The organism is Streptomyces sp. NPDC016851 (assembly GCF_055562795.1).
This window is the reverse complement of the sequence record NZ_JBVHEP010000003.1, coordinates 450,007-471,805: the sequence shown is the minus strand read 5'-3', so window position 1 is coordinate 471,805 and position 21,799 is coordinate 450,007. Positions and strand designations below refer to the sequence as shown.

The 21,799-nt window shown below is 69.2% G+C and carries 17 protein-coding genes and 1 pseudogene; 13 read left to right on the top strand and 5 right to left on the bottom strand.

Going from position 1 to position 21,799, the window contains the following annotated elements; all coding sequences use genetic code 11:
* Positions 1–1,208: 1,208 nt before the first annotated feature.
* On the bottom strand, positions 1,209–1,628 hold the full coding sequence (locus ACZ3I3_RS07560; RefSeq protein WP_467363302.1) for an SgcJ/EcaC family oxidoreductase: 420 nt from the start codon (positions 1,626–1,628) through the stop codon (positions 1,209–1,211).
* 129 nt (positions 1,629–1,757) lie between these two features.
* On the opposite strand from ACZ3I3_RS07560, the gene ACZ3I3_RS07555 reads away from it, so the two are divergent.
* Positions 1,758–2,948, top strand: a complete 1,191-nt coding sequence (locus ACZ3I3_RS07555) for an IS701 family transposase (protein WP_467363301.1) — start codon at positions 1,758–1,760, stop codon at positions 2,946–2,948.
* A 104-nt stretch (positions 2,949–3,052) separates the two neighbouring features.
* On the opposite strand, the gene ACZ3I3_RS07550 is transcribed toward ACZ3I3_RS07555, so the two are convergent.
* Positions 3,053–4,015: a hypothetical protein gene (locus ACZ3I3_RS07550; protein ID WP_467363299.1), complete on the bottom strand. Its 963-nt coding sequence runs from the start codon at positions 4,013–4,015 to the stop codon at positions 3,053–3,055.
* Positions 4,016–4,225: 210 nt separating this feature from the next.
* On the opposite strand from ACZ3I3_RS07550, the gene ACZ3I3_RS07545 reads away from it, so the two are divergent.
* The 3 genes and pseudogenes from ACZ3I3_RS07545 to ACZ3I3_RS07535 all read left to right on the top strand — a co-directional run.
* Positions 4,226–5,638, top strand: coding sequence for a hypothetical protein (locus tag ACZ3I3_RS07545; protein ID WP_467363298.1), 1,413 nt, complete (start codon positions 4,226–4,228; stop codon positions 5,636–5,638).
* 233 nt (positions 5,639–5,871) lie between these two features.
* Positions 5,872–6,231 carry a hypothetical protein gene (locus ACZ3I3_RS07540; protein WP_467363297.1) on the top strand — a complete coding sequence of 120 codons (360 nt, stop codon included), beginning with the start codon at positions 5,872–5,874 and terminating at the stop codon, positions 6,229–6,231.
* 311 nt (positions 6,232–6,542) lie between these two features.
* A pseudogene (locus ACZ3I3_RS07535) lies at positions 6,543–6,825 on the top strand (transposase); the annotation flags it as partial.
* A 62-nt stretch (positions 6,826–6,887) separates the two neighbouring features.
* On the opposite strand, the gene ACZ3I3_RS07530 reads toward ACZ3I3_RS07535, so the two are convergent.
* Positions 6,888–7,526 carry a hypothetical protein gene (locus ACZ3I3_RS07530; protein WP_356925313.1) on the bottom strand — a complete coding sequence of 213 codons (639 nt, stop codon included), beginning with the start codon at positions 7,524–7,526 and terminating at the stop codon, positions 6,888–6,890.
* Between the two features lie 287 nt (positions 7,527–7,813).
* On the opposite strand from ACZ3I3_RS07530, the gene hemL reads away from it, so the two are divergent.
* The 7 genes from hemL to ccsB all read left to right on the top strand — a co-directional run bounded on the left by hemL (position 7,814) and on the right by ccsB (position 15,578).
* Positions 7,814–9,130 (top strand): glutamate-1-semialdehyde 2,1-aminomutase, encoded by a 1,317-nt coding sequence (gene hemL, locus ACZ3I3_RS07525; protein WP_467363295.1) that lies wholly within the window; start codon positions 7,814–7,816, stop codon positions 9,128–9,130.
* The gene (locus ACZ3I3_RS07520) at positions 9,127–9,816 is read left to right on the top strand and encodes a histidine phosphatase family protein (RefSeq protein ID WP_467363293.1); all 690 of its coding nucleotides are present in this window, start codon (positions 9,127–9,129) and stop codon (positions 9,814–9,816) included. Before hemL ends, ACZ3I3_RS07520 begins: the two co-directional genes overlap by 4 nt.
* A 119-nt stretch (positions 9,817–9,935) precedes the next feature.
* A complete protein-coding gene (locus ACZ3I3_RS07515) occupies positions 9,936–11,225 on the top strand; it encodes a polysaccharide deacetylase family protein (protein ID WP_467363292.1) in 1,290 nt (429 codons plus the stop codon).
* A 66-nt stretch (positions 11,226–11,291) separates the two neighbouring features.
* Entirely contained in the window at positions 11,292–11,939 is a 648-nt protein-coding gene (locus ACZ3I3_RS07510) for a TlpA family protein disulfide reductase (protein WP_467363291.1), read from the top strand.
* A gap of 13 nt (positions 11,940–11,952) precedes the next feature.
* A complete protein-coding gene (locus ACZ3I3_RS07505; protein ID WP_150482384.1) occupies positions 11,953–12,723 on the top strand; it encodes a cytochrome c biogenesis CcdA family protein in 771 nt (256 codons plus the stop codon).
* Between the two features lie 3 nt (positions 12,724–12,726).
* Positions 12,727–14,493: a cytochrome c biogenesis protein ResB gene (gene resB, locus ACZ3I3_RS07500; RefSeq protein ID WP_467363290.1), complete on the top strand. Its 1,767-nt coding sequence runs from the start codon at positions 12,727–12,729 to the stop codon at positions 14,491–14,493.
* Positions 14,490–15,578: a c-type cytochrome biogenesis protein CcsB gene (gene ccsB / locus ACZ3I3_RS07495; RefSeq protein ID WP_467363289.1), complete on the top strand. Its 1,089-nt coding sequence runs from the start codon at positions 14,490–14,492 to the stop codon at positions 15,576–15,578. Before resB ends, ccsB begins: the two co-directional genes overlap by 4 nt.
* Before the next feature lie 17 nt (positions 15,579–15,595).
* On the opposite strand, the gene ACZ3I3_RS07490 is transcribed toward ccsB, so the two are convergent.
* Positions 15,596–17,011, bottom strand: coding sequence for a condensation domain-containing protein (locus ACZ3I3_RS07490; protein ID WP_467363288.1), 1,416 nt, complete (start codon positions 17,009–17,011; stop codon positions 15,596–15,598).
* Positions 17,012–17,145: 134 nt separating this feature from the next.
* Positions 17,146–17,871, bottom strand: coding sequence for a MerR family transcriptional regulator (locus ACZ3I3_RS07485; RefSeq protein ID WP_467363286.1), 726 nt, complete (start codon positions 17,869–17,871; stop codon positions 17,146–17,148).
* Positions 17,872–17,952: 81 nt separating this feature from the next.
* Between ACZ3I3_RS07485 and uvrA the strand changes: the two genes are divergently transcribed.
* Both uvrA and ACZ3I3_RS07475 read left to right on the top strand, forming a co-directional pair.
* Positions 17,953–20,454 (top strand): excinuclease ABC subunit UvrA, encoded by a 2,502-nt coding sequence (gene uvrA / locus ACZ3I3_RS07480; protein WP_467363284.1) that lies wholly within the window; start codon positions 17,953–17,955, stop codon positions 20,452–20,454.
* A gap of 434 nt (positions 20,455–20,888) precedes the next feature.
* The gene (locus ACZ3I3_RS07475) at positions 20,889–21,641 is read left to right on the top strand and encodes a phosphotransferase family protein (protein WP_467363283.1); all 753 of its coding nucleotides are present in this window, start codon (positions 20,889–20,891) and stop codon (positions 21,639–21,641) included.
* Positions 21,642–21,799: the final 158 nt, after the last annotated feature.

Here is a 21,799-nt window from a genome sequence, read left to right as displayed (position 1 = left end):
CCGATTGGTTGCCCCTCCCCCTGCACTCATGGCACGCGTCATGGCGGGGGCGTCTGCAGCCATCGCTGCCGTGGCTGAGGTCCTGGCGTCTCTCTACGGCTGGCGGTCCTTCGGAGGGGAAGTCTCACGACGCGCACACCTCGCCCGGCTGAATGCGGCCGCCAACGCCATGACGGCCCGTGCTGCAGCTAAGAGGTCCACCACATAGGCTGCGTTTGCCCGGGCCACAGCCTCACCCAGAGCCGAAGCCGTCTTGTCGGCCGTGGCTTATGTGGCTGCCTTTGACTTTCGCCTCCGACCACACTGCCTCCATCCGCGCCGGCACCACCACCATGCCGAACACGCGGCATCTCCTGGCAGGTCAGCGGCCCTTGACTGAGCCAGGAGACGGTCCGCGAGGGCCGGCAGGATGCGCTGATAGCCCAGCGACGGCACTGACCAGGAAAGGCCCTCAAGCCACACCGGCACCTGCGACTTCGGCTTAGCCGAATCCCGTGGGCGCAGACGGCCCGCCCGCATCCCGCGGAGCCGGGACGTCCTCCGTGTCGGCGGTGCCGCCGTCATCCGGAGCCAGCACCGTATCGACCCCCCTGCGGGCGATCGACCACCCTCCCCTTCCTGCTCGGCCGCGGTCAGCTAGGCCAGGCCACGACTCCCACGGAATCACTGCCCATATGCCTGACCAGCGAAAAAGCCGACCTCAAGGCCGGAAAACATCTTAGTACTCCAGCTGTAGATCGTGATCTTGCTGGTCGGGCTGGGAAGCTTACGAACCGGCCGTGCTCTCCGACCGGTTGCCCCGGGCAAGGGTCGAGGCGCTCAGGCGGCTGGTGGCAAGGGCAGTTCGACCCGGAGCTCAACCTGGGGCGGCGTGGACCGCGCACCGGTGGCTCGCGAGGCCCCGCTTCGTCGACTCGGTCGAGCGGCTGGGCACCCCCTTCGATGCCCACGACCTGTCCGCATCCCTACGCCGCGCCGCCTCCGCCGACCAGGCTTCGATCCCACCCGCACCGGCCTCGCCGCCACCACCACGGACCTGTACACCACCCCGCTCGACCTGCTGTGGATCTCGGACGACATCCTCGCTGACTGGCGATGCTGACCCGCCTGCCAGGCCAGCGGCACAAAATCCCAGGTCGGAAGCAATTCGACCTGGGATTCTTTAGCTGAGCACCCTGGCCTACGGTGCCGACAACCTGCGCGAGTTGTCACTCAGTTACGGCGACGCCTGTGTTTTGGCCAGCGGAAATCCACCACTGTCCTTCCCTCTTCACCAGCACCCACGTTCCTACATTGGCACGCTTGTGTTCTGACACGACGATGGGCTGCCGGAAGAAGACCACGGCGACGTCCGGGGTCGGGAAGGTGATGCGCTCGATCTCGTACCAGGTACTGATTCCCTCTGCATGCCCGGTCAGGCGCTCGCTGTGATACGCGTGAATCTTCTCCCAGCCATAGAACCGCGTACCGTTCACTGCCGTGAAGACGATATCCGCGGTGAACCGCTCGTCGAACTTCGCGGCGTCATGCTCAGCGAAAGCTGACCCTAAATCAGCGAAAATTTTCTCAATAAGGCGTATATCATCCTCATTGGTCTGAAATCCCTGAGTGTCTGGACGATCGGTCACTCTTCGCTCCCTTGTTGAGACGGGTAAGGCCACCGTTGATCATCGTGAGTTGTGTGGACTGACGAAGAGACGGTGGCCGCGGCTCACAGCATAGATCCCGGCCGTTGGCGGAAGGCGTTCGAGGGGGCCATGGGCCGTATCTCGGGCCGGTTCGCCCGGGTCGAACCCCGGCTGCGGGCCCGGCGATTGGTAATGGGGCTGCTGTCAGAGCTGCCGCGCAAAAACTGCTGGACGATTGCGGAGTGGGCCGGGGAGAAGACTCCGCATGGCATGCAGCATCTGCTGTGCCGGGCGTCCTGGGACGCCGATGCTGTGCGTGACGATGTGCGCGAGTATGTCGTCGAGCATCTCCGTGACGATGCGGCAGTGCTGGTCATGGACGAGACCGGCGACGTGAAGAAGGGCACCCGCACCGTCGGTGTCCAACGCCAGTACACCGGCACTGCCGGCTGGATCGAGAACTCCCAGGTCGCCGTCTATCTTGTCTATGCGGGCGAGCGAGGGCACGCGACGGTGGACCGGGAGTTGTACGTCCCGCGCTCGTGGACCTCAGACCCGGATCGTTGCCGGGCGGCCGGGCTGAGCGAGGACACGGTGTTCGCGACCAAGCCGGAGCCGGCCCGCACCGACGACGAGGTCTACGGCTCCAATCCGAAGCTGAGGGCGGCCCTGGAAAAGCGCGGTCTGGGCTACGTCCTCGCGGTGGCCTGTTCAGCCGAAGTGCTCACCGGCGCGGGAAAGTTCCGCGCCGACACGCTGGCCGGGAAACTCCCGAAGCGGGCCTGGCAGAAACTATCCGCCGGACGCGGCGCGAAGGGACACCGCTACTACGACTGGGCCGTCATCGACCTCACCGATCCGGCACCGGGCCACCGTCACCTGCTGATCCGACGCAACCGCACTACCGGCGAACTTGCCTACTACCGCTGCCATTCCACCGGGCCAGTCCCGTTGCACACCCTGGTCCGAACGGCCGGATCCAGATGGCGGGTGGAGGAGACCTTCCAGACCGAGAAGGGCCTGGCCGGACTCGATGAACACCAGGTCCGCCGCTACCCGTCCTGGAGCCGTTGGGTCACCCTCGCCATGCTCGCTCACGCCTTCCTCACTGTCGTCCGCGCAGACGAACACGCACGCCACGCCGGACCGGACGATCTGGCCCCGCTGACATGCATCGAGATCCAGCACCTGTTTCTCGCGGTCACCGTCCGACCGCTGAACGACCTCGCCCACCGACTCAGCTGGTCCCACTGGCGACGCCGCCACCAGGCACGATCACAGAGCAGCCACTACCGCCGACAAGCCGCAACCCAGACATGAAGATCACGAACTACAGCTGGAGTATTAGGGCGTGGAGCCAACGCTTGTTTTTGCTTCACGAGGCGGCCGCTGGCTTGAGCAACGGAAGGGGCTCCACGACGAAGCTACGCCGTCGGTGGCTCGGGGATGCGCCAGGTGATGCGGAACCGTTGATCCGGCGGAAGCCCGAACCTGCCCACCGGGCCGATCTCCTTGATGAGATAGCCAAAGATCTGATGGTGGGCCTCCTCGGAGAGTTCATGCCAGGTCTCCGGCGTCGCGGTCATGACCTCCCGCATCAAGGACATGTCCGATTCGGCGCGCAGCATCTCGATACGGTCCTCACGATCCATGGTCTCGTCAGCATGCATGGCGCTGATCGACCGCTGAAGGAGGTTCGGCTCGACCGCCAGGCGCTGGAGTATCCGGTCGCAGCCATAGCGGAAGGCCGTATGCATCTCGACCGCTTCTTGGTCCGGATAGTGGTAGCCGAAGGGGCTGCCCTCCTCGGCGCCCAGGTAGTCGCCCTTCAGGGTTCGTAAGAGGGCGCGTAGAGCAAACTCGGCACCGTTCTCCTCGATGAGGCGGACACCGACCTGCACCCATTCGTCCTCTGAAATCACAGGCTCGTGCGGCACCGCGAGCGAGGGGGCGATCTCAATGGCATTGAACGGGTTGATCATCATGCCGACCACCGCCTCAGCGGTCCACTGCCCGTCATCCGTGCCCCACCCCTGTGACAGCGCCAGTTCCCGGGCGGACTTCATGCCACCCGGTTCTCCCTCCCGCACTGCGCGCCATAGGGGCAGGAAACGCGCCACCTCGGCCGTCGGGTCTCGAGGTGGATCGACGCAGGCGGCGGCGAGCACCGCCACGATCGACTGCACGGTCTCCCAGCGCGGGACATTCAGTCCCTTTAGGGTCGTACGGACTCCCTCATGGCTGACGACCGCCGGGTGGTCGCCCTCAGCGATCAGGGCGCTTACCTTTCGCATGCCGGGGCGGCCCGCCGCCCGGTGGAGCTCTTCGAGGGCGCGTACCAGCTCTTGGTGGGCTTCGTTCGGAAGAGAGGCGGTGTTGGGCGTCATGAAACGACAGATCCTTTCGGCCTTTCAGGTGGCGGCCCGTATGTCCGCCAGATAGCGCCAAGAGCGTAAAAGGCGCAGGCAGAGTGCCACATGCCAGATTGCGCCAACTTCCCTGTCCCGGCGTCAAACGGTGACAAGTAATCGGAGAGGGCCCCGAGCATGGAGACAGCGTCGTGAGCGAACTGGCGCCGTTTCTACAGGAGTTGCCCCGTGCACATCCCTAACTATGCCTATGCCGTGATCCGGTCCGCACTGCCGACTGTCCCTACCTCCCGCCAGGTGGGGGCGCTGGATTGCTGCCTCTGCGACAAGCCCTTTGAAGATCGGCCGCCCGTACCGCTCGGGCCGACTCCCGAGTCGGGACTGTTCGGCTGCCGTCCCTGTCTAACCCGGTTGGTCGCGCGGGCGCGGCGGGCCCGTGACGCCGCGCTGACCCAGAACGCCGAGCGGGCTCGAACGGAGTTCGCAGCCTGGCTGCCGGTGCGTGAGCGGCATCTCGCCCGGCTCGACAGCGCGCGGCAGGCCGCGGAGGCCGTGGCCGGGCTGGCCCGGGACGGTGACACCGAGCCGCTGCGGGTGGCCTGGCTGCTGGTCTCGCTGGAGTCGGCGTACGCCTGGATCCCGGAGGCGCCGGAGCCACCCACCTCTGAGGAGCGCGAAGACTCAGATCTGAAGGACGAGGCGTTCCGGCTCGACCTGGCGATGATCACAGCACGGGAGGCGGTGGCGGAGCGGCTCGCCTATCACCTCATCAACGAGGCGCAGCCTGAGGAACCGGAGATGTGCGAGGAGATCGGATGCCCGGAAGGCTGCTCGGGACGCCATGACTCCTCTCACATCGACTGCGGACCGGACGCCGTCTTCGAGGATCTGGCGAAGCAAGGAATCACCGTGGAGCAGCCGGAGCCCGAACCTCTGTCGCCTCGGCTCAAGGCTCTCTTGGGAAGGACCGAGGCCGAGGAGAAGCACTTGCCGCTTCCGGGCATTGAGGAGCAGGCCCCAGCTGTCCTGGCGCACTTCGGTATCGACGCCGAGGATACGGATGCCCTTGTAAGCGCGGCAGCGGTCGGGCTGGTGGCCGACGCCTGGCGCGAGGGGCCGCTGGACATGATCCACGCGGCCGACGACGGGCCAAGTGACGGTGAGATCTTCGCGCAGAGTATCGATCTATACCGCAGGGCTCGCGCCGCGCTGCTGGCCGCACGGGACGACGGGCCCGAGATGCTGCTCGCGTTCGTGGCCGTCGCCTCGGACGTGGATCTTCCGTGGGCCGGCGGTTCGCGCTTCGCGCTTCGGACGGTGTCCGAACCCGTGGCGGAGTTTGTCCAGCATGTCGACGACCGGGTCTGGTTCACCACGGAAGTGATGCGCGAACAGGGCTGGCGCGCGGGGTTGCTGCACAGAGCCACTTCGGCTGCGTTCAAGGTTCCTACCCACTTCGGTATGCCGGGCTGGCCCGGCGCCGTCTCCTCAGCAATGGAGCGTCTCGCCGTGCTGGACAGGTCGGACGCTCCCGAGGCGCTGACAGATCTCGCGGCGGCAAAAGCCGCATTGCTCGAAGCGCCCGACCGGCTGGGGGCAGACGCCCTCGACTGGATTTCCCGCCAGGCCCTACTCGGCTAATACGCCACCCGGCCTGCCCGTCCGCTAACGGTCGGGCTCGGGAAAGCCCTCGCACCAGGGCATACCTTCATTACGTCCGGCTCGCGGAGAGTCGGTGGGCGGCGTTTTCCTGCGGGCCCCGGCACCCGAGGAAGCCGCACATGGGCGTAGTTTCACTCAACTCCGCATACTCGCATTAGTGGTCACCAGGTATGTGACCTGAAGTGCCAGCCGGGGCGGCGCGAGGTATCGACATGTCCAGAAGTACCAGTGAATTGCTGGCCCGCATCCCTGTTCCGTTCGTGAGTGAGCTCAGGCGTGCTACATGCTCAGAACAGCAGCGCAGAGCTTTGCCGGGACGCCGGCTCGATGAGTTCCAAGAACCGCGCACATACCAGGCACACCATCTGACCACCGTTGCCAAAGTCGTCATCACCGGCAACCGTTCGGGAAGCTGGAACGGCGAATGGCGTCCTTCGCCCGCGCAGGTCGGTTTCCCTAGTGTCGTCAGGCGTGTTGCCGGTGACCACGTCCACGTCCGGTTCGGTCGCCCGGTTCTGCAGATGCCCGAGCGCCGCGAGGCGACCCAGCAGAAGGTAGAGGCCCCCCGGTGAAGTGGGACGAAGTGACCCTCGTCATCCTCGCCGCGTTCGGCTGCGTCACGCTACTGCTGGCGCAGATCAGCGAAGTGCTCTCGAGGCTGCCACAAATCATCCGCGCGTGGCGGCAGGTCCGACACGAACTGAGCGCTGGCGTCGTTGAGGACCATACATCCAGAGAGCCCGGAGCAGGGCAAGACGAGGGTTGATCCTGTCAGCGGCACCGCTGCTGAGCGCCGCTTTAGCGGTCGTCTCAACTGACTTGATCACTAGGCTGTCCCGTCGTGATGTCGTGAGTGGGACGTCTGGTTCCGGACGGGTGGTAGTTGTTTCAGCGGGTGGTCCCGGCTGCTCCGGTGCGCCCGCAGGGCGGTGGTCGACCGCGGTGCGGTGATCGCGAAGTGCTGGCTGCGATCGTATGCGTGGCCACGACGGGCTGTACCTGGCGGCGACTGCCGCCGGTCTTCGGTCCGTCCGGACGGACCGCACACCGTCGGTTCACCTAGTGGGGCCAGGCCAGGGTGTGGGGCAAGCCCCACCGCATGGTCCTGGACGCTCGGCGCCCGCGGGCAGTTGGACTGGTCGCGGTGCGCGATCGACCTGACGTCCCCTCTCAGCACATGACAAAGGCGGGGTCCGAAAACCCCGCCCGAAACCACCGAAACCCCAGCTCAGGGCCAAACCAAGCAATACGGCTGATGCCCCGCCTCATGCAACCGATGCGAGAAGTCCTGCCACTCGTGCAGCAGCTGGTACACGTTGAACGCGTCCCGAGGGCCGCCCCGGTCCGGGACCGTCGACCAGATGAAGGCCGCCGCGCCCACCGACTCCTCGCCGATGCCCCGCAGGGGGTCGACGACGGTCATCGGGAGTTTCACGACCGCGTAGTCGGGGTGCAGGACGACCAGTTCCAGGGGCGGCACCTTGTGCAGGGGAATGCCCTCGATGCCCGTGAGGACCATCGCCGCCATGGTCTCCGGCTTGATCTTCGTGAACATGCCGTTCATGCCGAGCTCGTCGCCGCCGAGTTCCTCGGGGCGCATCGAGATCGGGACGCGGGCCGCGGTCGCGCCGTCGGGCGCGCCGAAGTACTTGTACGTCACCCCCACCCGACCACCATTCCTGCTCCCCGTCCGAAGATCGTCCATTCGGCGTTCAGTACGGCGGTCGAGCCGGTCCGGTTCACTCGGCAGCCCCTGCGTCTGACGTGCTTCCTGCGTGTCCTCCGCTTCGCGCCGGTGCCTTCCCCGCCGGGCACGTCGAGGACCCAGGTCATCAGTCCCCTCGCCCAGTCCGCCACCGCGATGCATATCTCCACCCGACTGCTTTTCTAGGACGCGTCGCCCCCGCCGCGCAACCCGATCATCGTGTCAGTGACCTCCCCCGCGGCCGCTCGCCGAAACGTGCGCTGAAACATCTGCCCGCGGGATCTTCGCAGCCTCCGACCACTCCGGGCCGTTTGAGCTGTGTGTATCACGCCCCAGTCTCGCAGACGACAGAGGTTCGGGGACCGGTTGCAGGGCACTGTCCTACCCTGAACAGGTCACACGCACCCGGATCCCGACGGCGTCGGAGAAGGTCGGAGAAGTCGCAGGTCATGAGCGAACTGGCATATCCGTATGAAGCACCGGCCTCGCAGGCTCTGTTCGACCGTGCGGCGGCCGTCACACCCGGCGGCGTGAACTCGCCGGTGCGGGCCTTCCGCGCCGTCGGCGGCACACCGCGGTTCATGGTGTCCGGCAAGGGGCCGTATCTGACCGATGCCGACGGGCGGGAGTACGTCGACCTCGTGTGCTCCTGGGGGCCCATGATCCTCGGGCACTCGCACCCCGAGGTCATCGCCGCCGTGCAGGACGCCGTCGCCCGCGGGACGTCCTTCGGCACGCCCGGTGAGGGCGAGGTCGCGCTCGCCGAGGAGATCGTCGCCCGGGTGGAGCCGGTCGAGCAGGTGCGGCTCGTGTCCAGCGGGACCGAGGCGACCATGTCCGCGATCCGGCTCGCCCGCGGGTTCACGCAGCGCAGCAAGGTGGTCAAGTTCGCCGGGTGCTACCACGGGCACGTCGACTCGCTGCTCGCCGCCGCGGGCAGCGGCGTCGCGACCTTCGCGCTGCCCGACACCCCCGGCGTCACCGGCGCCCAGGCCGGCGACACCATCGTCCTGCCGTACAACGACCTCGACGCCGTGCGCGCCGCCTTCGCCGCCCACCCCGGCGAGATCGCCTGCGTGATCACCGAGGCCTCCCCGGGCAACATGGGCGTCGTCCCGCCCGCGGACGGCTTCAACCAGGGCCTGAAGGACCTCTGCGCCGAGAACGGCGCCCTGTACATCTCCGACGAGGTCATGACCGGGTTCCGGACCAGCCGTGCCGGGTGGTACGGGGTCGACGGGGTCCGGCCCGACCTGATGACCTTCGGCAAGGTCATGGGTGGCGGCTTCCCGGCCGCGGCCTTCGGCGGGCGTGCGGATGTGATGGCTCATCTCGCTCCGGCCGGGCCCGTCTACCAGGCCGGCACCCTCTCCGGGAACCCCGTCGCCACCGCGGCCGGGCTCGCCCAGCTGCGCCTCCTCGACGACGCCGCCTACGACAAGGTCGACGCGGTGTCGCAGCAGATCCGGGGGCTCGTCACCGAGGCGCTGACCAAGGAGGGCGTCGCGCACACGCTGCAGAACGCCTCCAACATGTTCTCCGTGTTCTTCACCGACCGACCCGTGCGCAACTACGAGGACGCCAAGACGCAGGAGTCCTTCCGCTTCACCGCCTTCTTCCACTCGCTGCTCGCGAGCGGCGTCTACCTGCCGCCGTCGTCCTTCGAGTCCTGGTTCGTCTCCACCGCGCACGACGAGCGGGCCGTGCAGCGGATCGCCGACGCCCTCCCGGCTGCGGCCCGAGCCGCCGCGGAGGCCACGGCATGAGTGACCACAAGAGCAGCGACCTCACCGTCGTCCACGTCATGCGGCACGGCGAGGTCGCCAACCCGGACGGCATCCTCTACGGGCGGCTGCCCGGCTACCACCTCTCCGAGCTGGGCCGGCGCATGGCCGACCGGGTCGCCGAGCACCTCGCGACCCGCGATGTGACGTACGTCGTGGCCTCGCCGCTGGAGCGGGCGCAGGAGACGGCGGAGCCGATCGCCAAGGCGCACGGTCTCGACCTCGCCACCGACGAGCGGCTGATCGAGGCCGGCAACATCTTCCAGGGCAAGACGTTCGGCGTCGGGGACGGCGCGCTGCGCAGGCCCGGCAACTGGAAGCACCTGGTCAATCCGTTCCGGCCGTCCTGGGGCGAGCCGTACGTCGACCAGGTCGTGCGGATGATGAACGCGCTGAGCGCCGCGAAGGACCGGGCCCGGGGCCACGAGGCCGTCGTGGTCAGCCACCAGCTGCCGATCTGGATCGTCCGCTCGTACGTCGAGCGGCGGCGGCTCTGGCACGATCCGCGCAAGCGGCAGTGCACGCTCGCCTCGCTGACGACCTTCACGTACCGGGGCGACAGGATCGTTTCCGTCGGCTACACCGAGCCGGCCCGCGATCTCGTCCCGGCGCATCTCCTCGCCGGTGCCAAGCCGGTGAAGGGGAAGGCCAAGGCGTTCGGCGCGTAGATCCTTTCTGTTCGCTTCTGACGGCCTCGTTACGGAATCTGCAAATATCGACGGAACCTCCCCGTTCGTCACGTCCTCTGACTGGTTGACCACCAGAGAACGTGATGAACGGGGATGCAATGCGCCCTTACTCCCGCAGGGGAATGCTCGGAATCGGCGCGGGGGCCGCGGCCGCCGTCTCGCTCGCCGGGTGCGGCGGACTCACCGGGTCAGATGACTCCGGCCATGCCGACGGTTCCGGAGACTCCGCACAAGGCGGATCGAAGCCGAAGCCGGCCGCCCGGCCCATCGGCGACGGCTCCACCGCCTACACCGGCAAGCAGCCCCACCAGCCCGCGAAGCCCGAGCCGCTGGAGCCGGGGCAGACCCCGCCGCAGTTCGTGGTGTTCTCCTGGGACGGCGCCGGCGAGGTCGGCAACGGACTCTTCCCGCGCTTCCTGGACCTCGCCAAGGAGCACGGCGCGAGCATGACCTTCTTCCTGTCCGGGCTGTATCTGCTGCCCGAGTCGAAGAAGCGCCTCTACGACCCGCCGAACAACCCGCGCGGCGCCTCCGACATCGGTTACCTCACCGACGAGCACGTCAAGGAGACGCTGAAGAACGTCCGCCGGGCCTGGCTGGAGGGCCACGAGATCGGCACGCACTTCAACGGGCACTTCTGCGGCGAGGCCTACGGCTCGGTCAAGAACTGGACGCCCCGGCAGTGGCGCAGCGAGATCGACCAGGCGAAGTCCTTCGTGAAGGAATGGCGCACCAACACCGGCTGGACCGACATGCCGTCACTGCCGTTCGACTACGACAAGGAGCTCGTCGGCGGCCGTACGCCCTGTCTGCTCGGCCAGGACAACCTGCTGCCCACCGCCCGCGAGCTGGGCTGGCGCTACGACGCCTCCTCGCCCGGCGGCCTGCAGGTCTGGCCGCGCAAGCGCCAGGGCATATGGGACCTGCCCCTGCAGCAGATACCTTTCCCCGGGCGTGGCTTCGAGGTCCTGTCGATGGACTACAACATGCTCGCCAACCAGTCCCTCAACTCCACGAAGGCCCCGGCGCACAACTACCCGGGCTGGCGGCAGCAGTCGGCACAGGCGTACATCCAGGGATTCAAGCGGGCATACGAGACGAATCGGGCGCCACTCTTCATCGGCAACCACTTCGAGCAGTGGAACGGCGGCATCTACATGGACGCCGTCGAGGAGGCCTTCAAGCACATCGCGCGCGAGAAGGAGAAGGGCGCGGATGTGCGCCTCGTCTCCTTCCGGCAGTTCGTCGACTGGCTGGACGTGCAGAAGCCCGAGGTGCTCGAAAGGTTCCGCACGCTGGAGGTCGGGCAGCAACCGGCCGGTGGGTGGAAGGGATTCGTCGAGAAGACGCCGGGAGGTGCCGGTACGCCCTCCCGAAACGCCGCCTGATATGCGGTTTTCCGCCCGCAAGGGGGGTGGGCGAGAGCCCCGGAACGGACATGCGAAACTTTTCACATGAGTGCCGCCAGCCGCGCCCCCCTGCGCTCGAACCGCTCGAACCGCACGGCCCCCGCGAACCGGGTCCGCCGCCGCGCCGCCCTGACCGCCGGTGCCGCCGTGGCTGCGCTGCTCGTCACCGCGTGCGGCTCCGGCGGCACCTCCGGCGGGGGCGGCAACACCAACTTCGTCACCGGCACCGACGGCATCGCCACGGTCGCCCAGGGCGAGCGCACCCCGGCTCCCGACCTGTCCGGCAAGACCATCGCCGGCAAGACCCTCGACGTCGCCGACTACAAGGGCAAGGTCGTCGTCCTCAACGTGTGGGGATCCTGGTGCAACCCCTGCCGCGCCGAGGCCAAGTACTTCGCGAAGGTCTCCAAGGAGTACGCCGGCAAGGGCGTGCAGTTCGTCGGCATCAACACCCGCGACACCTCCACCGGCGCGGCGCTCGCCTTCGAGAAGGACTGGGGCATCACCTACCCCAGCCTCTACGACCCGACCGGCAAGCTGCTGCTGCGCTTCGACAGGGGCACCCTCAACCCGCAGGCGATCCCCTCCACCCTGATCCTCGACCGGGACGGGAAGATCGCGGCCCGCTCGCTGTCCGCCCTCAGTGAGGAACGGCTAGTGAAGATGCTCAAGCCGGTCGTCGCCGAGAAGTGAGCGGAGTAGTGACGTGAGCGCGCTCACCCTCGCCGCGGTCGCGGACCCCAACGGCACAGTGCTCAACGGCGCCCTGTTGGTGGCCCTGCCCATCGCCCTGCTCGGCGGACTCGTCTCCTTCTTCTCGCCCTGCGTGCTGCCGCTCGTGCCCGGCTATCTGTCCTACGTCACCGGGGTCGCCGGCACCGATCTCGCCGAGGCGCGGCGCGGCCGGATGGTCGCGGGCGCCTCCCTGTTCGTGCTCGGCTTCACCGCCGTGTTCGTCTCCTCCGGCGCGCTGTTCGGTTACTTCGGCGACACGCTCCAGGAGCACAAGGACGTCCTGTCCAAGGTGCTCGGCGTGCTCATGATCCTCATGGGCGTCTTCTTCATGGGCCTGATGCCCTGGTTCACCCAGCGCGAGTTCCGGCTCCACCGCAAGCCGGTGGCCGGGCTGGTCGGCGCGCCCCTCCTCGGAGCGCTGTTCGGGATCGGCTGGACGCCCTGCATCGGCCCCACCCTCGCCTCCGTGCTGGCCCTCTCCTCCGACCAGGGAAGCGCCGGACGCGGTGCCGCCCTCACCGTCGCGTACTGTCTGGGCCTGGGCGTGCCGTTCGTGCTCGCCGCGGTCGCCTTCCGCAAGGCCCTCGGCGCCTTCGGGTGGATCAAGCGCCACTACGTCTGGGTGATGCGGATCGGCGGCACCATGATGATCGTGACCGGTCTGCTGCTGCTGACCGGCGCCTGGGACCGCATCGTGCAGGAGATGCAGGTCTGGTCCGACGGCTTCACTGTGGGGATCTGATCGATGAGCAAGACCACCGCCTCCGACCCGGCCCCGACCGCCGCCGAAACCCAGGAGCTGGGCGACGCCGGCTCCCAGCTGTCCACCGCCCCCACGGAGGACGCGCCCAACCTGCCCTCCCTGGGCGTCATCGGCTGGGCCCGCTGGTTCTGGCGGCAGCTGACCTCCATGCGGGTCGCGCTGCTGCTGCTCCTGCTGCTCTCCCTCGGCGCGATCCCCGGCTCGCTCATCCCGCAGTCCGGCCAGGACGAGACGAAGGTCGCCGACTTCCGCAAGGCCAACCCGACCCTCGGGGACGTCTACGACAAGCTCGGCCTGTTCCACGTCTACAGCTCGGTGTGGTTCTCCGCGGTCTACATCCTGCTGTTCATCTCCCTCATCGGCTGCATCGTCCCCCGCACCTGGCAGTTCGTGGGCCAGCTGCGCGGCCGCCCGCCCCGCGCGCCCAGCCGGCTGAACCGGCTGCCCGCCCACACCACCTGGCGCACCACGGCCGAACCCGAGCAGGTCCACAGCGCCGCCCTGGCCCTGCTGAAGAAGCGCCGCTTCCGCGCCCACCTCGCCGGTGACGCCGTCGCCGCCGAGAAGGGCTACCTGCGCGAGCTGGGCAACCTCGCCTTCCACATCGCCCTCATCGTGCTGCTGGTCGCCTTCGCCTGGGGCCAGCTGTACAAGTCCGAGGGCAACAAGCTGGTCGTCGAGGGCGACGGCTTCTCCAACACGCTCACCCAGTACGACGACTTCAAGTCCGGCAGCCTCTTCACCTCCGACGACCTGGTGCCGTTCAGCTTCAACCTGAAGAACTTCATCGGCACCTACGAGCGCACCGGCCCCAACAAGGGCACCCCCCGCGTCTACCAGGCCGACCTCACCTACAGCGACGGTCCCTACGGCAAGGACGAGAAGACCACCGTCAAGGTCAACCACCCGCTGGAGATCGGCGACGCCAAGGTCTACCTCGTCAGCCACGGCTACGCCCCGGTCATCACCGTCCGCGACGGCAAGGGCAACGTCGTCTACGACGACGCCGTACCGCTGCTGCCGCTCGACGCCAACGTCACCTCCTCCGGCGCCATCAAGGTCCTCGACGGCTACCGCAACCCCGCGGGCAAGAAGGAACAGCTCGGCTTCAACGCGTTCTTCGTGCCGACCTTCGGCGGCGCCGCCAGCGGCACGATGCTGTCGCAGTTCCCCGCGCTGGACTCCCCGGTGCTCGCGCTGTCCGCCTACCACGGCGACCTGGGGGCCGACTCCGGCATCCCGCAGAGCGTGTACCAGATGGACAAGACCAACATGAAGGAGTTCAAGGACTCCAAGGGCAAGCTGTTCAAGAAGCTGCTGAAGCCCGGCGAGACCATGAAGCTCCCGAACGGCGCCGGTTCGGTCACCGTCGGCAAGGACGTCAAGGAGTGGGCCGGCTTCCAGGTCGTCCAGGAGCCCGGCGGCGGCTGGGCCCTCGCCGGGGCCCTCGTGGCCATCGGCGGCCTCGCCGCCTCCCTGTTCATCCAGCGCCGCCGCGTCTGGGTGCGCGCGGTCCGCGGCGCCGACGGCGTCACCGTCGTGGAGATGGCCGGCCTCGGCCGCAGCGAGTCCGCCAAGGTCCCCGAGGAACTCGGCGACCTCGCCGGGATCCTCTACGACGAGACGTACGACGAGACGTACGACGGGACACCGGCCGCGCCCGGCCCCGACGACCCAGCAGATTCCCCCGACACCGACCAGGAGCCGGGTACCGAAACCCCCGTACCTGCCGAAGGGGCTGAGAAGTGACTCTCGCCGCCGCCACCAACGAAAACCTCGCGAACATCAGCAATGTGCTGATCTACTCCGCGATGGCCGTCTACACCCTGGCGTTCTTCGCGTACATCGCCGAATGGCTCTTCGGCAGCCGCAGCAAGGTCGCCAGGACCGCCGCCGCGCTCACCGCCGACAAGGCCGAGGCCGCCGGGAAGAAGGCGCCCGCCGTCACCGTGAACCAGGCCGGCGGCACCGCCGTCCTGGAGCGGCCCAAGGTCACCGTGCGGGCCGCGACCGGTCAGCGGGACGTGCCGGACGGGCCCGGGGCACACGGCGGTGACGAACAGGGCGACCTGTACGGCCGGATCGCCATCTCCCTCACGGTGCTCGCCTTCCTGATCGAGTTCGGCGGTGTCCTGACCCGCGCCCTGTCGGTGGAGCGGGCCCCGTGGGGCAACATGTACGAGTTCAACATCACGTTCTCCACGGTCGCCGTCGGCGTGTACCTCGGGCTGCTGGCGCTGAAGAAGGACGTGCGCTGGCTCGGTCTGTTCCTGATCACCTCGGTCCTGCTGGACCTGGGCCTCGCGGTGACGGTCCTCTACACCGCCAGCGACCAGCTGGTCCCGGCCCTGCACTCGTACTGGCTGTACATCCACGTGTCCACGGCGATCTTCTGCGGCGCGGTCTTCTACGTCGGCGCGGTCGGCACGATCCTGTACCTCTTCAAGGACTCCTACGAGAACAAGCTCGCGAGCGGCGGCACGCCCGGCACGTTCGCGACGTCCGTCCTGGAGCGGCTGCCCTCCTCCGCCTCCCTCGACAAGTTCTCCTACCGCGTCAACGCCGCCGTCTTCCCGCTGTGGACGTTCACGATCATCGCGGGCGCCATCTGGGCCGGTGACGCCTGGGGCCGCTACTGGGGCTGGGACCCGAAGGAAACCTGGTCCTTCATCACCTGGGTCGCCTACGCCTGCTACCTGCACGCCCGCGCCACCGCCGGCTGGAAGGGCCGCAAGGCCGCCTACCTGGCCCTGATCGCCTTCGGCTGCTGGCTGTTCAACTACTACGGCGTGAACATCTTCGTCTCCGGCAAGCACTCCTACGCGGGCGTGTGACCCGGCCCTAGGGGGTCCTAGGACCGGGCGGCCGTCTCCGTCATGACGTCCCGCAGCCGCTCGGCGTACAGCCGCAGGTTCTTGTGCGCGATGTCGGTGTCCGGGTAGCGGCTGGCGAACCACAGGCCCTCGTGGAGCCGGGTGACCCAGGCGCAGACCTGGTCGCCGTACGAGACGCGGACCAGGCCGTAGGCCTTCTGGCGCGTCCAGTCGCCGGAGCCGGGGATGTCGCGGGAGTCGACGAAGGAGACGATCGAGTAGAGGTCGGGGGAGGTGGGGCGGAAGTCCGCCCCGAGGAGGGTCAGGACGCGGGCCAGGGGGACACGGGCCAGCCTGCGGCTGGCCTGGAGGGCGCCGCGCACGGTGCGCAGGGCGGTCGGGAAGTCCACCGCCCCGGACGCGGGGATCTCGATCGGCGCCCCGCCCACGTACCAGCCGACCGACTGCGACCACTGGGACTTCACGCGGGTGTGGAACGGCACGACCGTGCGGTAGACGGGCTCGCCGCCGATCTCGTGCACGATCAGGGCCGTCGCCGCGAGCAGCCCGACCAGACTGCCTCCGTACGGGCGGCAGTACGCCTCGAACGCGGCGGCGTCGTCCGCGTCCACGAGCATCTCGCGCATGAACTTCTGCGTGGGCAGCCCGCCCCCGGGGTCCAGGCCCAGGTCGACGGGGAAGCTCGGCAGCCGCCCGTCGCAGCGGCGGATGAACTCCCGCCAGCGGGCGACGATGTCGTGGTCCGCGTCGATGCGGTCGGCGTCCGCCCGCTCGGCCTCGCAGAAGTCGACGTAACTGCTCACCGGAACCGGCCCCGGGCCGCCGCCCGCGACGGCGGACTCGTACAACTCGTGGATCTCGCCGGGGATGCGGTGGATCGAGTAGGCGTCGACGTTGCTGTGGTCGAAGGCCATGTAGACGCTGGTGCTGTCGTCCCGGACGACCGCCGCGTAGATGAGGTTGGGCCAGCGCAGTGCGTCCGCCGTGGTGTCGAAGCGGTCCTGGAGGTGCCCGGTCAGGGCCGCGGCGTCGGTGAACTCGCCGACGTCCTCGCGGTGCAGGGACACCGCGTCGGCATCGAGCGTGAACCGGCGGAGCTCGTCGCCCGAGCCGCCCGGGCCGCCCGGGCCGCCCGACCAGCGGAAGCCGCTGCGCAGCGTCTCGTGGCGCAGGGTCCAGCCGCGCAGCGCCTCACCCAGCGCGTCCAGGTCGGCCCGGCCGGGGAGGTCGAAGGCGGCGCCGATCCAGGTCGGCACGAACAGCCCGTCCTCGCGCACGGACCGTGCCGTGCGCAGGTGCGACTCCTGGATGTACGCGGGTGGCCTGGAGTCCTCCGGCAGGTCCTTCGCCGTCGCGACGGTCGCCGGACTGAGCGTCCATTCGACGAGTCGTCCAGGCCGGACCTCGCAGCGCTGGATGTCAGTAGTTCGCACGGGGCGTCTCCGTTCGCAGTTGGACAGACCCGATCAGGACAATGGCGAGGCGGCTGCCGACCACACGGGGTGTCGCCGGATTTCAACGGAACGGATGGCCTCTCGAACGGCGATACGCGGCCCGGGCGGTGTGCTCAGTTGACGGCGGCCGAGGTGAGCCGGTCCAGGTAGGCGTGGAGGGCGCCCGCGCCCTCGACCATGCCCCGGGTGCGGGCCGTCAGGGCCGCCCCGCGCGCCGCGATCGCCGCCCGCAGGGCGTCGCCGCTGCCCTCCCGGCGCAGCCCTTCCAGCACCGGACGGATCTGGTCGAACAGGTAGTGACTGCGGCGCAGCGTGTGCACGAGCCGGGCGTCGCGCACATCGGCGGGTTCGTAGACGCGGTATCCCGTGCCGCGCTCGCGGCCCGGCGTGAGCAGCCCGGCCTCCTCCCACACCCGCAGCGCGGACGTCCGTACGCCCAGCAGTGCGGCGACCTCCCCGATGCGCAGCCCGCCGGAGCGCGGCAGCGGGGCGGGCGGCTCGGCCGCCAGCAGTTCCAGGGCCTCGCTCGCGGCCCGCAGGGAGACCCGCTCCTCGTGCAGGGCGGCGTGCGCGGCGTCGACCAGGGCGAGCGCGCCCGGGACGTCGCCGTCGTGCAGGGCGCGCATGATCCGTGTCGCCGTCAGCGGCCCGTACCCCCGCATCAGGGCCCGGTACGCCAGCAGCGCGCCGCGGTGCATGTCGGTGAAGACGCGGTAGCCCGACGCGGTGCGCTCGGCGGGCGGCAGCACTCCGGCGTCCTCGTAGTTGCGGATCTGCTGCGTCGAGACACCGGCCAGCCGGGCGAGGTCGACGGGACGGAGACGGCGTTGGTTGGTCATCGATTTGAAGGTTACGGCAGACAACTCAGCTGCAATGCCCGAAAAGTCTCAACACCGGACTTCAATGGAAGACTTGAAGGAATGGACAACAGCATCCGGGTCACCGGCGCCCGCCTCCACAACCTCAAGAACGTCTCCCTCTCCCTGCCGAAGAACAAGCTGGTCGTCCTGACCGGCCTGTCCGGCTCCGGCAAGTCCACGCTCGCCTTCGACACCCTCCACCAGGAGGGGCAGCGGCAGTACCTGGAGTCGCTGGGCATGGTCACCGGCTTCGTCAGCAAACCCGCCGTCGACTCGATCAGCGGCCTGTCCCCGTCCATCAGCGTCGACCAGCACCTCACCAACCGCAGCCCGCGCTCCACGGTCGGCACGGTCACCGAGGTCTTCACCTACCTGCGGCTGCTGTGGTCGCGGATCGGGTCCCGCCCCTGCCCCGGCTGCGGCAAGAGCATCCCGCCCTCGTACGCCAACGCCGCCGAGGCCACCGCGGCCGACGACGACGCCGAGGGCGAGCAGATCCCCTGCCCGCACTGCGGCACGCTCGTGCCCGAGCTGGTGATGGGCTCCTTCTCGTTCAACAAGCCCGCGGGCGCCTGCCCGTACTGCACCGGCCTCGGCGAGGTCATCCGCCCCGACGTGCGGCGCCTGGTCGACGGCTCCCGCTCACTGGCCGAGGGCGCGGTACGGGGCTGGAACCCGAAGCTCACCGAGTGGAACCTCACCGCGCTGCGGGCCGCCGCACGCCACTACGGCTTCACCTTCGACCCGGACCTCCCGGTCGGCGAACTGGGCGAACCGCAGCGGGACCTGCTGGTGCACGGCGTCGAAAGCCCCGAGTTCCAGCGGCACTTCCCGGCCGTCGAGGCGCCGACGACCGTGGCGGCGGGCCGCTTCGAAGGGGTCGCGACCGCGCTGCTGCGGCGCTACACCGAGCGCGCCGACGACCCCGAGTACCGCGAACGGGCCGAGAAACAGGGCCTGGTGAAGCAGCCCTGCGGTCAGTGCGAGGGCACCCGGCTGCGGCCCGAGAGCCGGGCGGTGACCGTGCGCGGACTGACGATCGTCGAGGCGGCACGCCTGCCGCTCACCGACCTCGACGGCTGGCTGGCCGGCCTGAAGGACGGCTCGGCCGGGGACGAGTGGCTGCTCGCCGAGCCGGTCGTCGCCGACCTGGAGGAGCGGGTACGGCGCCTGGTGGACGTCGGGGTCGGCTACCTCAGCCTGGACCAGTCCACGCCGAGCCTCTCCGCCGGGGAGACCCAGCGGCTGCGGCTGGCCGCCCTGCTCGGCTCCGGCCTGACCGGCGTGCTCTACGTCCTCGACGAGCCGACCATCGGCCTGCACCCTTCGGACACCGCCCGCCTGATCGGCGTCCTGCACCGCCTGCGCGACCTCGGCAACACCGTGCTGGTCGTCGAGCACGACCTGGACGTGCTGCGGGCGGCGGACCACGTGGTGGACGTCGGCCCGGGGGCGGGCCGGGACGGCGGCCGGATCGTGGCGGCCGGGACACCGCAGGAGGTGGCCGGGGCCGAAGGCTCGGTGACCGGCGCGTATCTGTCGGGTCGGCTGCCCGCGCCCGCGTCCCGAGACCGCGGCGACAGCGCCTCGGCGCTCGTGATCCGCGGGGCCCGGGCCCACAACCTCAAGGACGTCACCGTACGGATCCCGCTGAACCGCCTGGTGACGGTCACGGGCCCGTCCGGCTCGGGCAAGTCGACGCTGCTGCTGGACATCCTGGGCCGGGCCGCCCGCCGCCACTTCCACGGGGCGGGGGATCTCCCGGTCGAGCACGACGGCATCGACGGCTGGGAGCACCTGTCCAAGGCGGTCCTCATCGACCAGGAGCCGATCAGCCGCGTCCCGCGCTCCAACGCCGCGACGTACTCGGACGTCTTCACCCCCATCCGGGAGGTCTTCGCCGCGAGCAGCGAAGGACGCCTGACGGCGGGCCGGTTCTCCTTCAACGTCCCCGGCGGACGCTGCGAACGCTGTGAGGGCGCGGGCGTGCTCACCGTACGGATGCACTTCCTCCCGGCCGTGGAGGTGCGCTGCCCGGCCTGCCAGGGCCGCCGCTTCCGGCCCGAGGTGCTGGAGGTGCGCTACCAGGGGTACGACATCGCCGAGGTGCTGGCGGCGACGGTGGACGAGGCGCTCGGAGTGTTCCGGGACGTGCCCGCGGTGGCCGGCCGGTTGCGGCGCATGGCGGACGTCGGCCTCGGCTACCTCCCTCTGGGCCAGCCCGCGCCCACGCTGTCCGGGGGCGAGGCCCAGCGCCTGAAGCTGGCGAAGGAGCTGGGCCGCCGGGCGGCCGACCGGACGCTCTACGTCCTCGACGAGCCGACGACAGGCCTGCACGCGGCGGACTCTGCGCGGCTGTTGGAGGTGCTCCAGCGGCTGGTGGACGCGGGGCACTCCGTCATCACCATCGAGCACAACGTCGATGTCATGCGGGCGTCGGACTGGCTGATCGACCTCGGGCCGGTCGGCGGGGCCGGCGGGGGCCGGGTGGTGGGGGAGGGCACCCCGCAGGAGGTGTCGGCGATAGGGGCGTCCAGGACAGGTGGGTTTCTAGCCGGATGATTTCGCCGCACTGTCGGGGCCGCCCGCTTCTTCGGCAGTGTCGTGCTTCCACGGCCTGCGTCAAGGGCGCTTCGCGTCGCCTTCGGCGATGGCCCTGCGGGCCACCCTTGACCCAGGCCGTTCCAGCACGGGAGAGAAGCGAGCGAGCGGCCCGGAAAGGCGGGTGGCCAGGGGAGTCGGCCCCTTCGGTCGGCTGTGTGGCCGCTCGGCGATGAGGTGACGCGCTCGCGCCTCGCCAGCACGCCGGGTGGGCTTAGCGGCGATCGGTGAGTGGGTGGTGCGGTGGCGCGGGGGCGTCGGCAGGGGTAATTGGCGCGATTGGGCCACGGATCCCATCCCCACCAGCGACTTGCTGCCAGCCCTCGGCCCATCCGCTCCAATCGCACGCGATACCCCGGCGACGTCGGCGAACATCCCCGGGATACTGGTCGCCCATGGATGGAGTGGAAGTCGTCGTCGCCCATTCCGAGCGCGCGACTCTGCGTGTCGGCGACGTGTTCTTGAAGGTGGACGCCGATCAGGCGCGCATCGACGTCGAGGTCGAGGCGATGTCCCTGTCGCCGGTCCCGACCCCGGAGGTCCTGTGGCGCAAGCCGTCCGTGCTCGCGATCGCCGCACTCCCGGGGACGACGCTTGGGCGCCTCGGCGGGCCGTCGACCGGGTCGCCCGCGGCGTGGGCCGCGGCGGGCGCCGCCATCCGGAAGCTGCACGACGCGCCGCTGCCGCCCCGGCAGGGCCGGGCCGGCCGGAGCATCGTCGCGCTGGCGGCGGAACTCGACGACGAGTGCGAGTTGCTCGTGACCAACGGCGTGCTGCCCGTGGACCTGGTCACCCGCAACCGCCAGGTCGCCGAGGCCGCGCTCCGGCCGTGGACTCCGGCGTTCACGCACGGCGATCTGCAGATCGCGCACGTCTTCGTCGACGGTGACGAGGTCACCGGCATCATCGACTGGTCCGAGGCGGGCCAGGGGGATGCCCTGTACGACCTCGCCACCTTCACGCTCGGACACGAGGAGCACCTCGACGACGTCATCGCCGGCTATGGCACCGACATCGACATCGACCTCGACGTGGTCCACGCGTGGTGGTCGTTGCGAAGCCTGCTGGCAGTTCGCTGGCTGATCGAGCACGGCTTCGATCCGTTCGCGCCGGGCTGTGAGGTCGACGTGCTGAGATCCCGGATGTGAGGCCGCGCGGGCCCGACTGTCACGTATGCCACCCCGCTGACGCGCGCCACCGCACCACCCACGCGCCGATCGCCGCTGAGCCCGCCCGGCGTGCTGGCGAGGCGTGAGCGCGTCGCCTCGTCGCCGAGCGGCCACGCAGCCGACCGAAGGGGCCGACT

Coding starts and splice junctions, on each gene's coding strand:
- resB (WP_467363290.1), top strand. CDS start 12,727: ATGAGCAAGACCACCGCCTCCGACCCGGCCCCGACCGCCGCCGAAACC.
- ACZ3I3_RS07485 (WP_467363286.1), bottom strand. CDS start 17,871: ATGACCAACCAACGCCGTCTCCGTCCCGTCGACCTCGCCCGGCTGGCC.
- ACZ3I3_RS07540 (WP_467363297.1), top strand. CDS start 5,872: ATGTCCAGAAGTACCAGTGAATTGCTGGCCCGCATCCCTGTTCCGTTC.
- ACZ3I3_RS07550 (WP_467363299.1), bottom strand. CDS start 4,015: ATGACGCCCAACACCGCCTCTCTTCCGAACGAAGCCCACCAAGAGCTG.
- ACZ3I3_RS07555 (WP_467363301.1), top strand. CDS start 1,758: ATGGGCCGTATCTCGGGCCGGTTCGCCCGGGTCGAACCCCGGCTGCGG.
- ACZ3I3_RS07530 (WP_356925313.1), bottom strand. CDS start 7,526: ATGCATCGCGGTGGCGGACTGGGCGAGGGGACTGATGACCTGGGTCCT.
- ACZ3I3_RS07520 (WP_467363293.1), top strand. CDS start 9,127: ATGAGTGACCACAAGAGCAGCGACCTCACCGTCGTCCACGTCATGCGG.
- ACZ3I3_RS07515 (WP_467363292.1), top strand. CDS start 9,936: ATGCGCCCTTACTCCCGCAGGGGAATGCTCGGAATCGGCGCGGGGGCC.
- ACZ3I3_RS07475 (WP_467363283.1), top strand. CDS start 20,889: ATGGATGGAGTGGAAGTCGTCGTCGCCCATTCCGAGCGCGCGACTCTG.
- uvrA (WP_467363284.1), top strand. CDS start 17,953: ATGGACAACAGCATCCGGGTCACCGGCGCCCGCCTCCACAACCTCAAG.
- ACZ3I3_RS07510 (WP_467363291.1), top strand. CDS start 11,292: ATGAGTGCCGCCAGCCGCGCCCCCCTGCGCTCGAACCGCTCGAACCGC.
- hemL (WP_467363295.1), top strand. CDS start 7,814: ATGAGCGAACTGGCATATCCGTATGAAGCACCGGCCTCGCAGGCTCTG.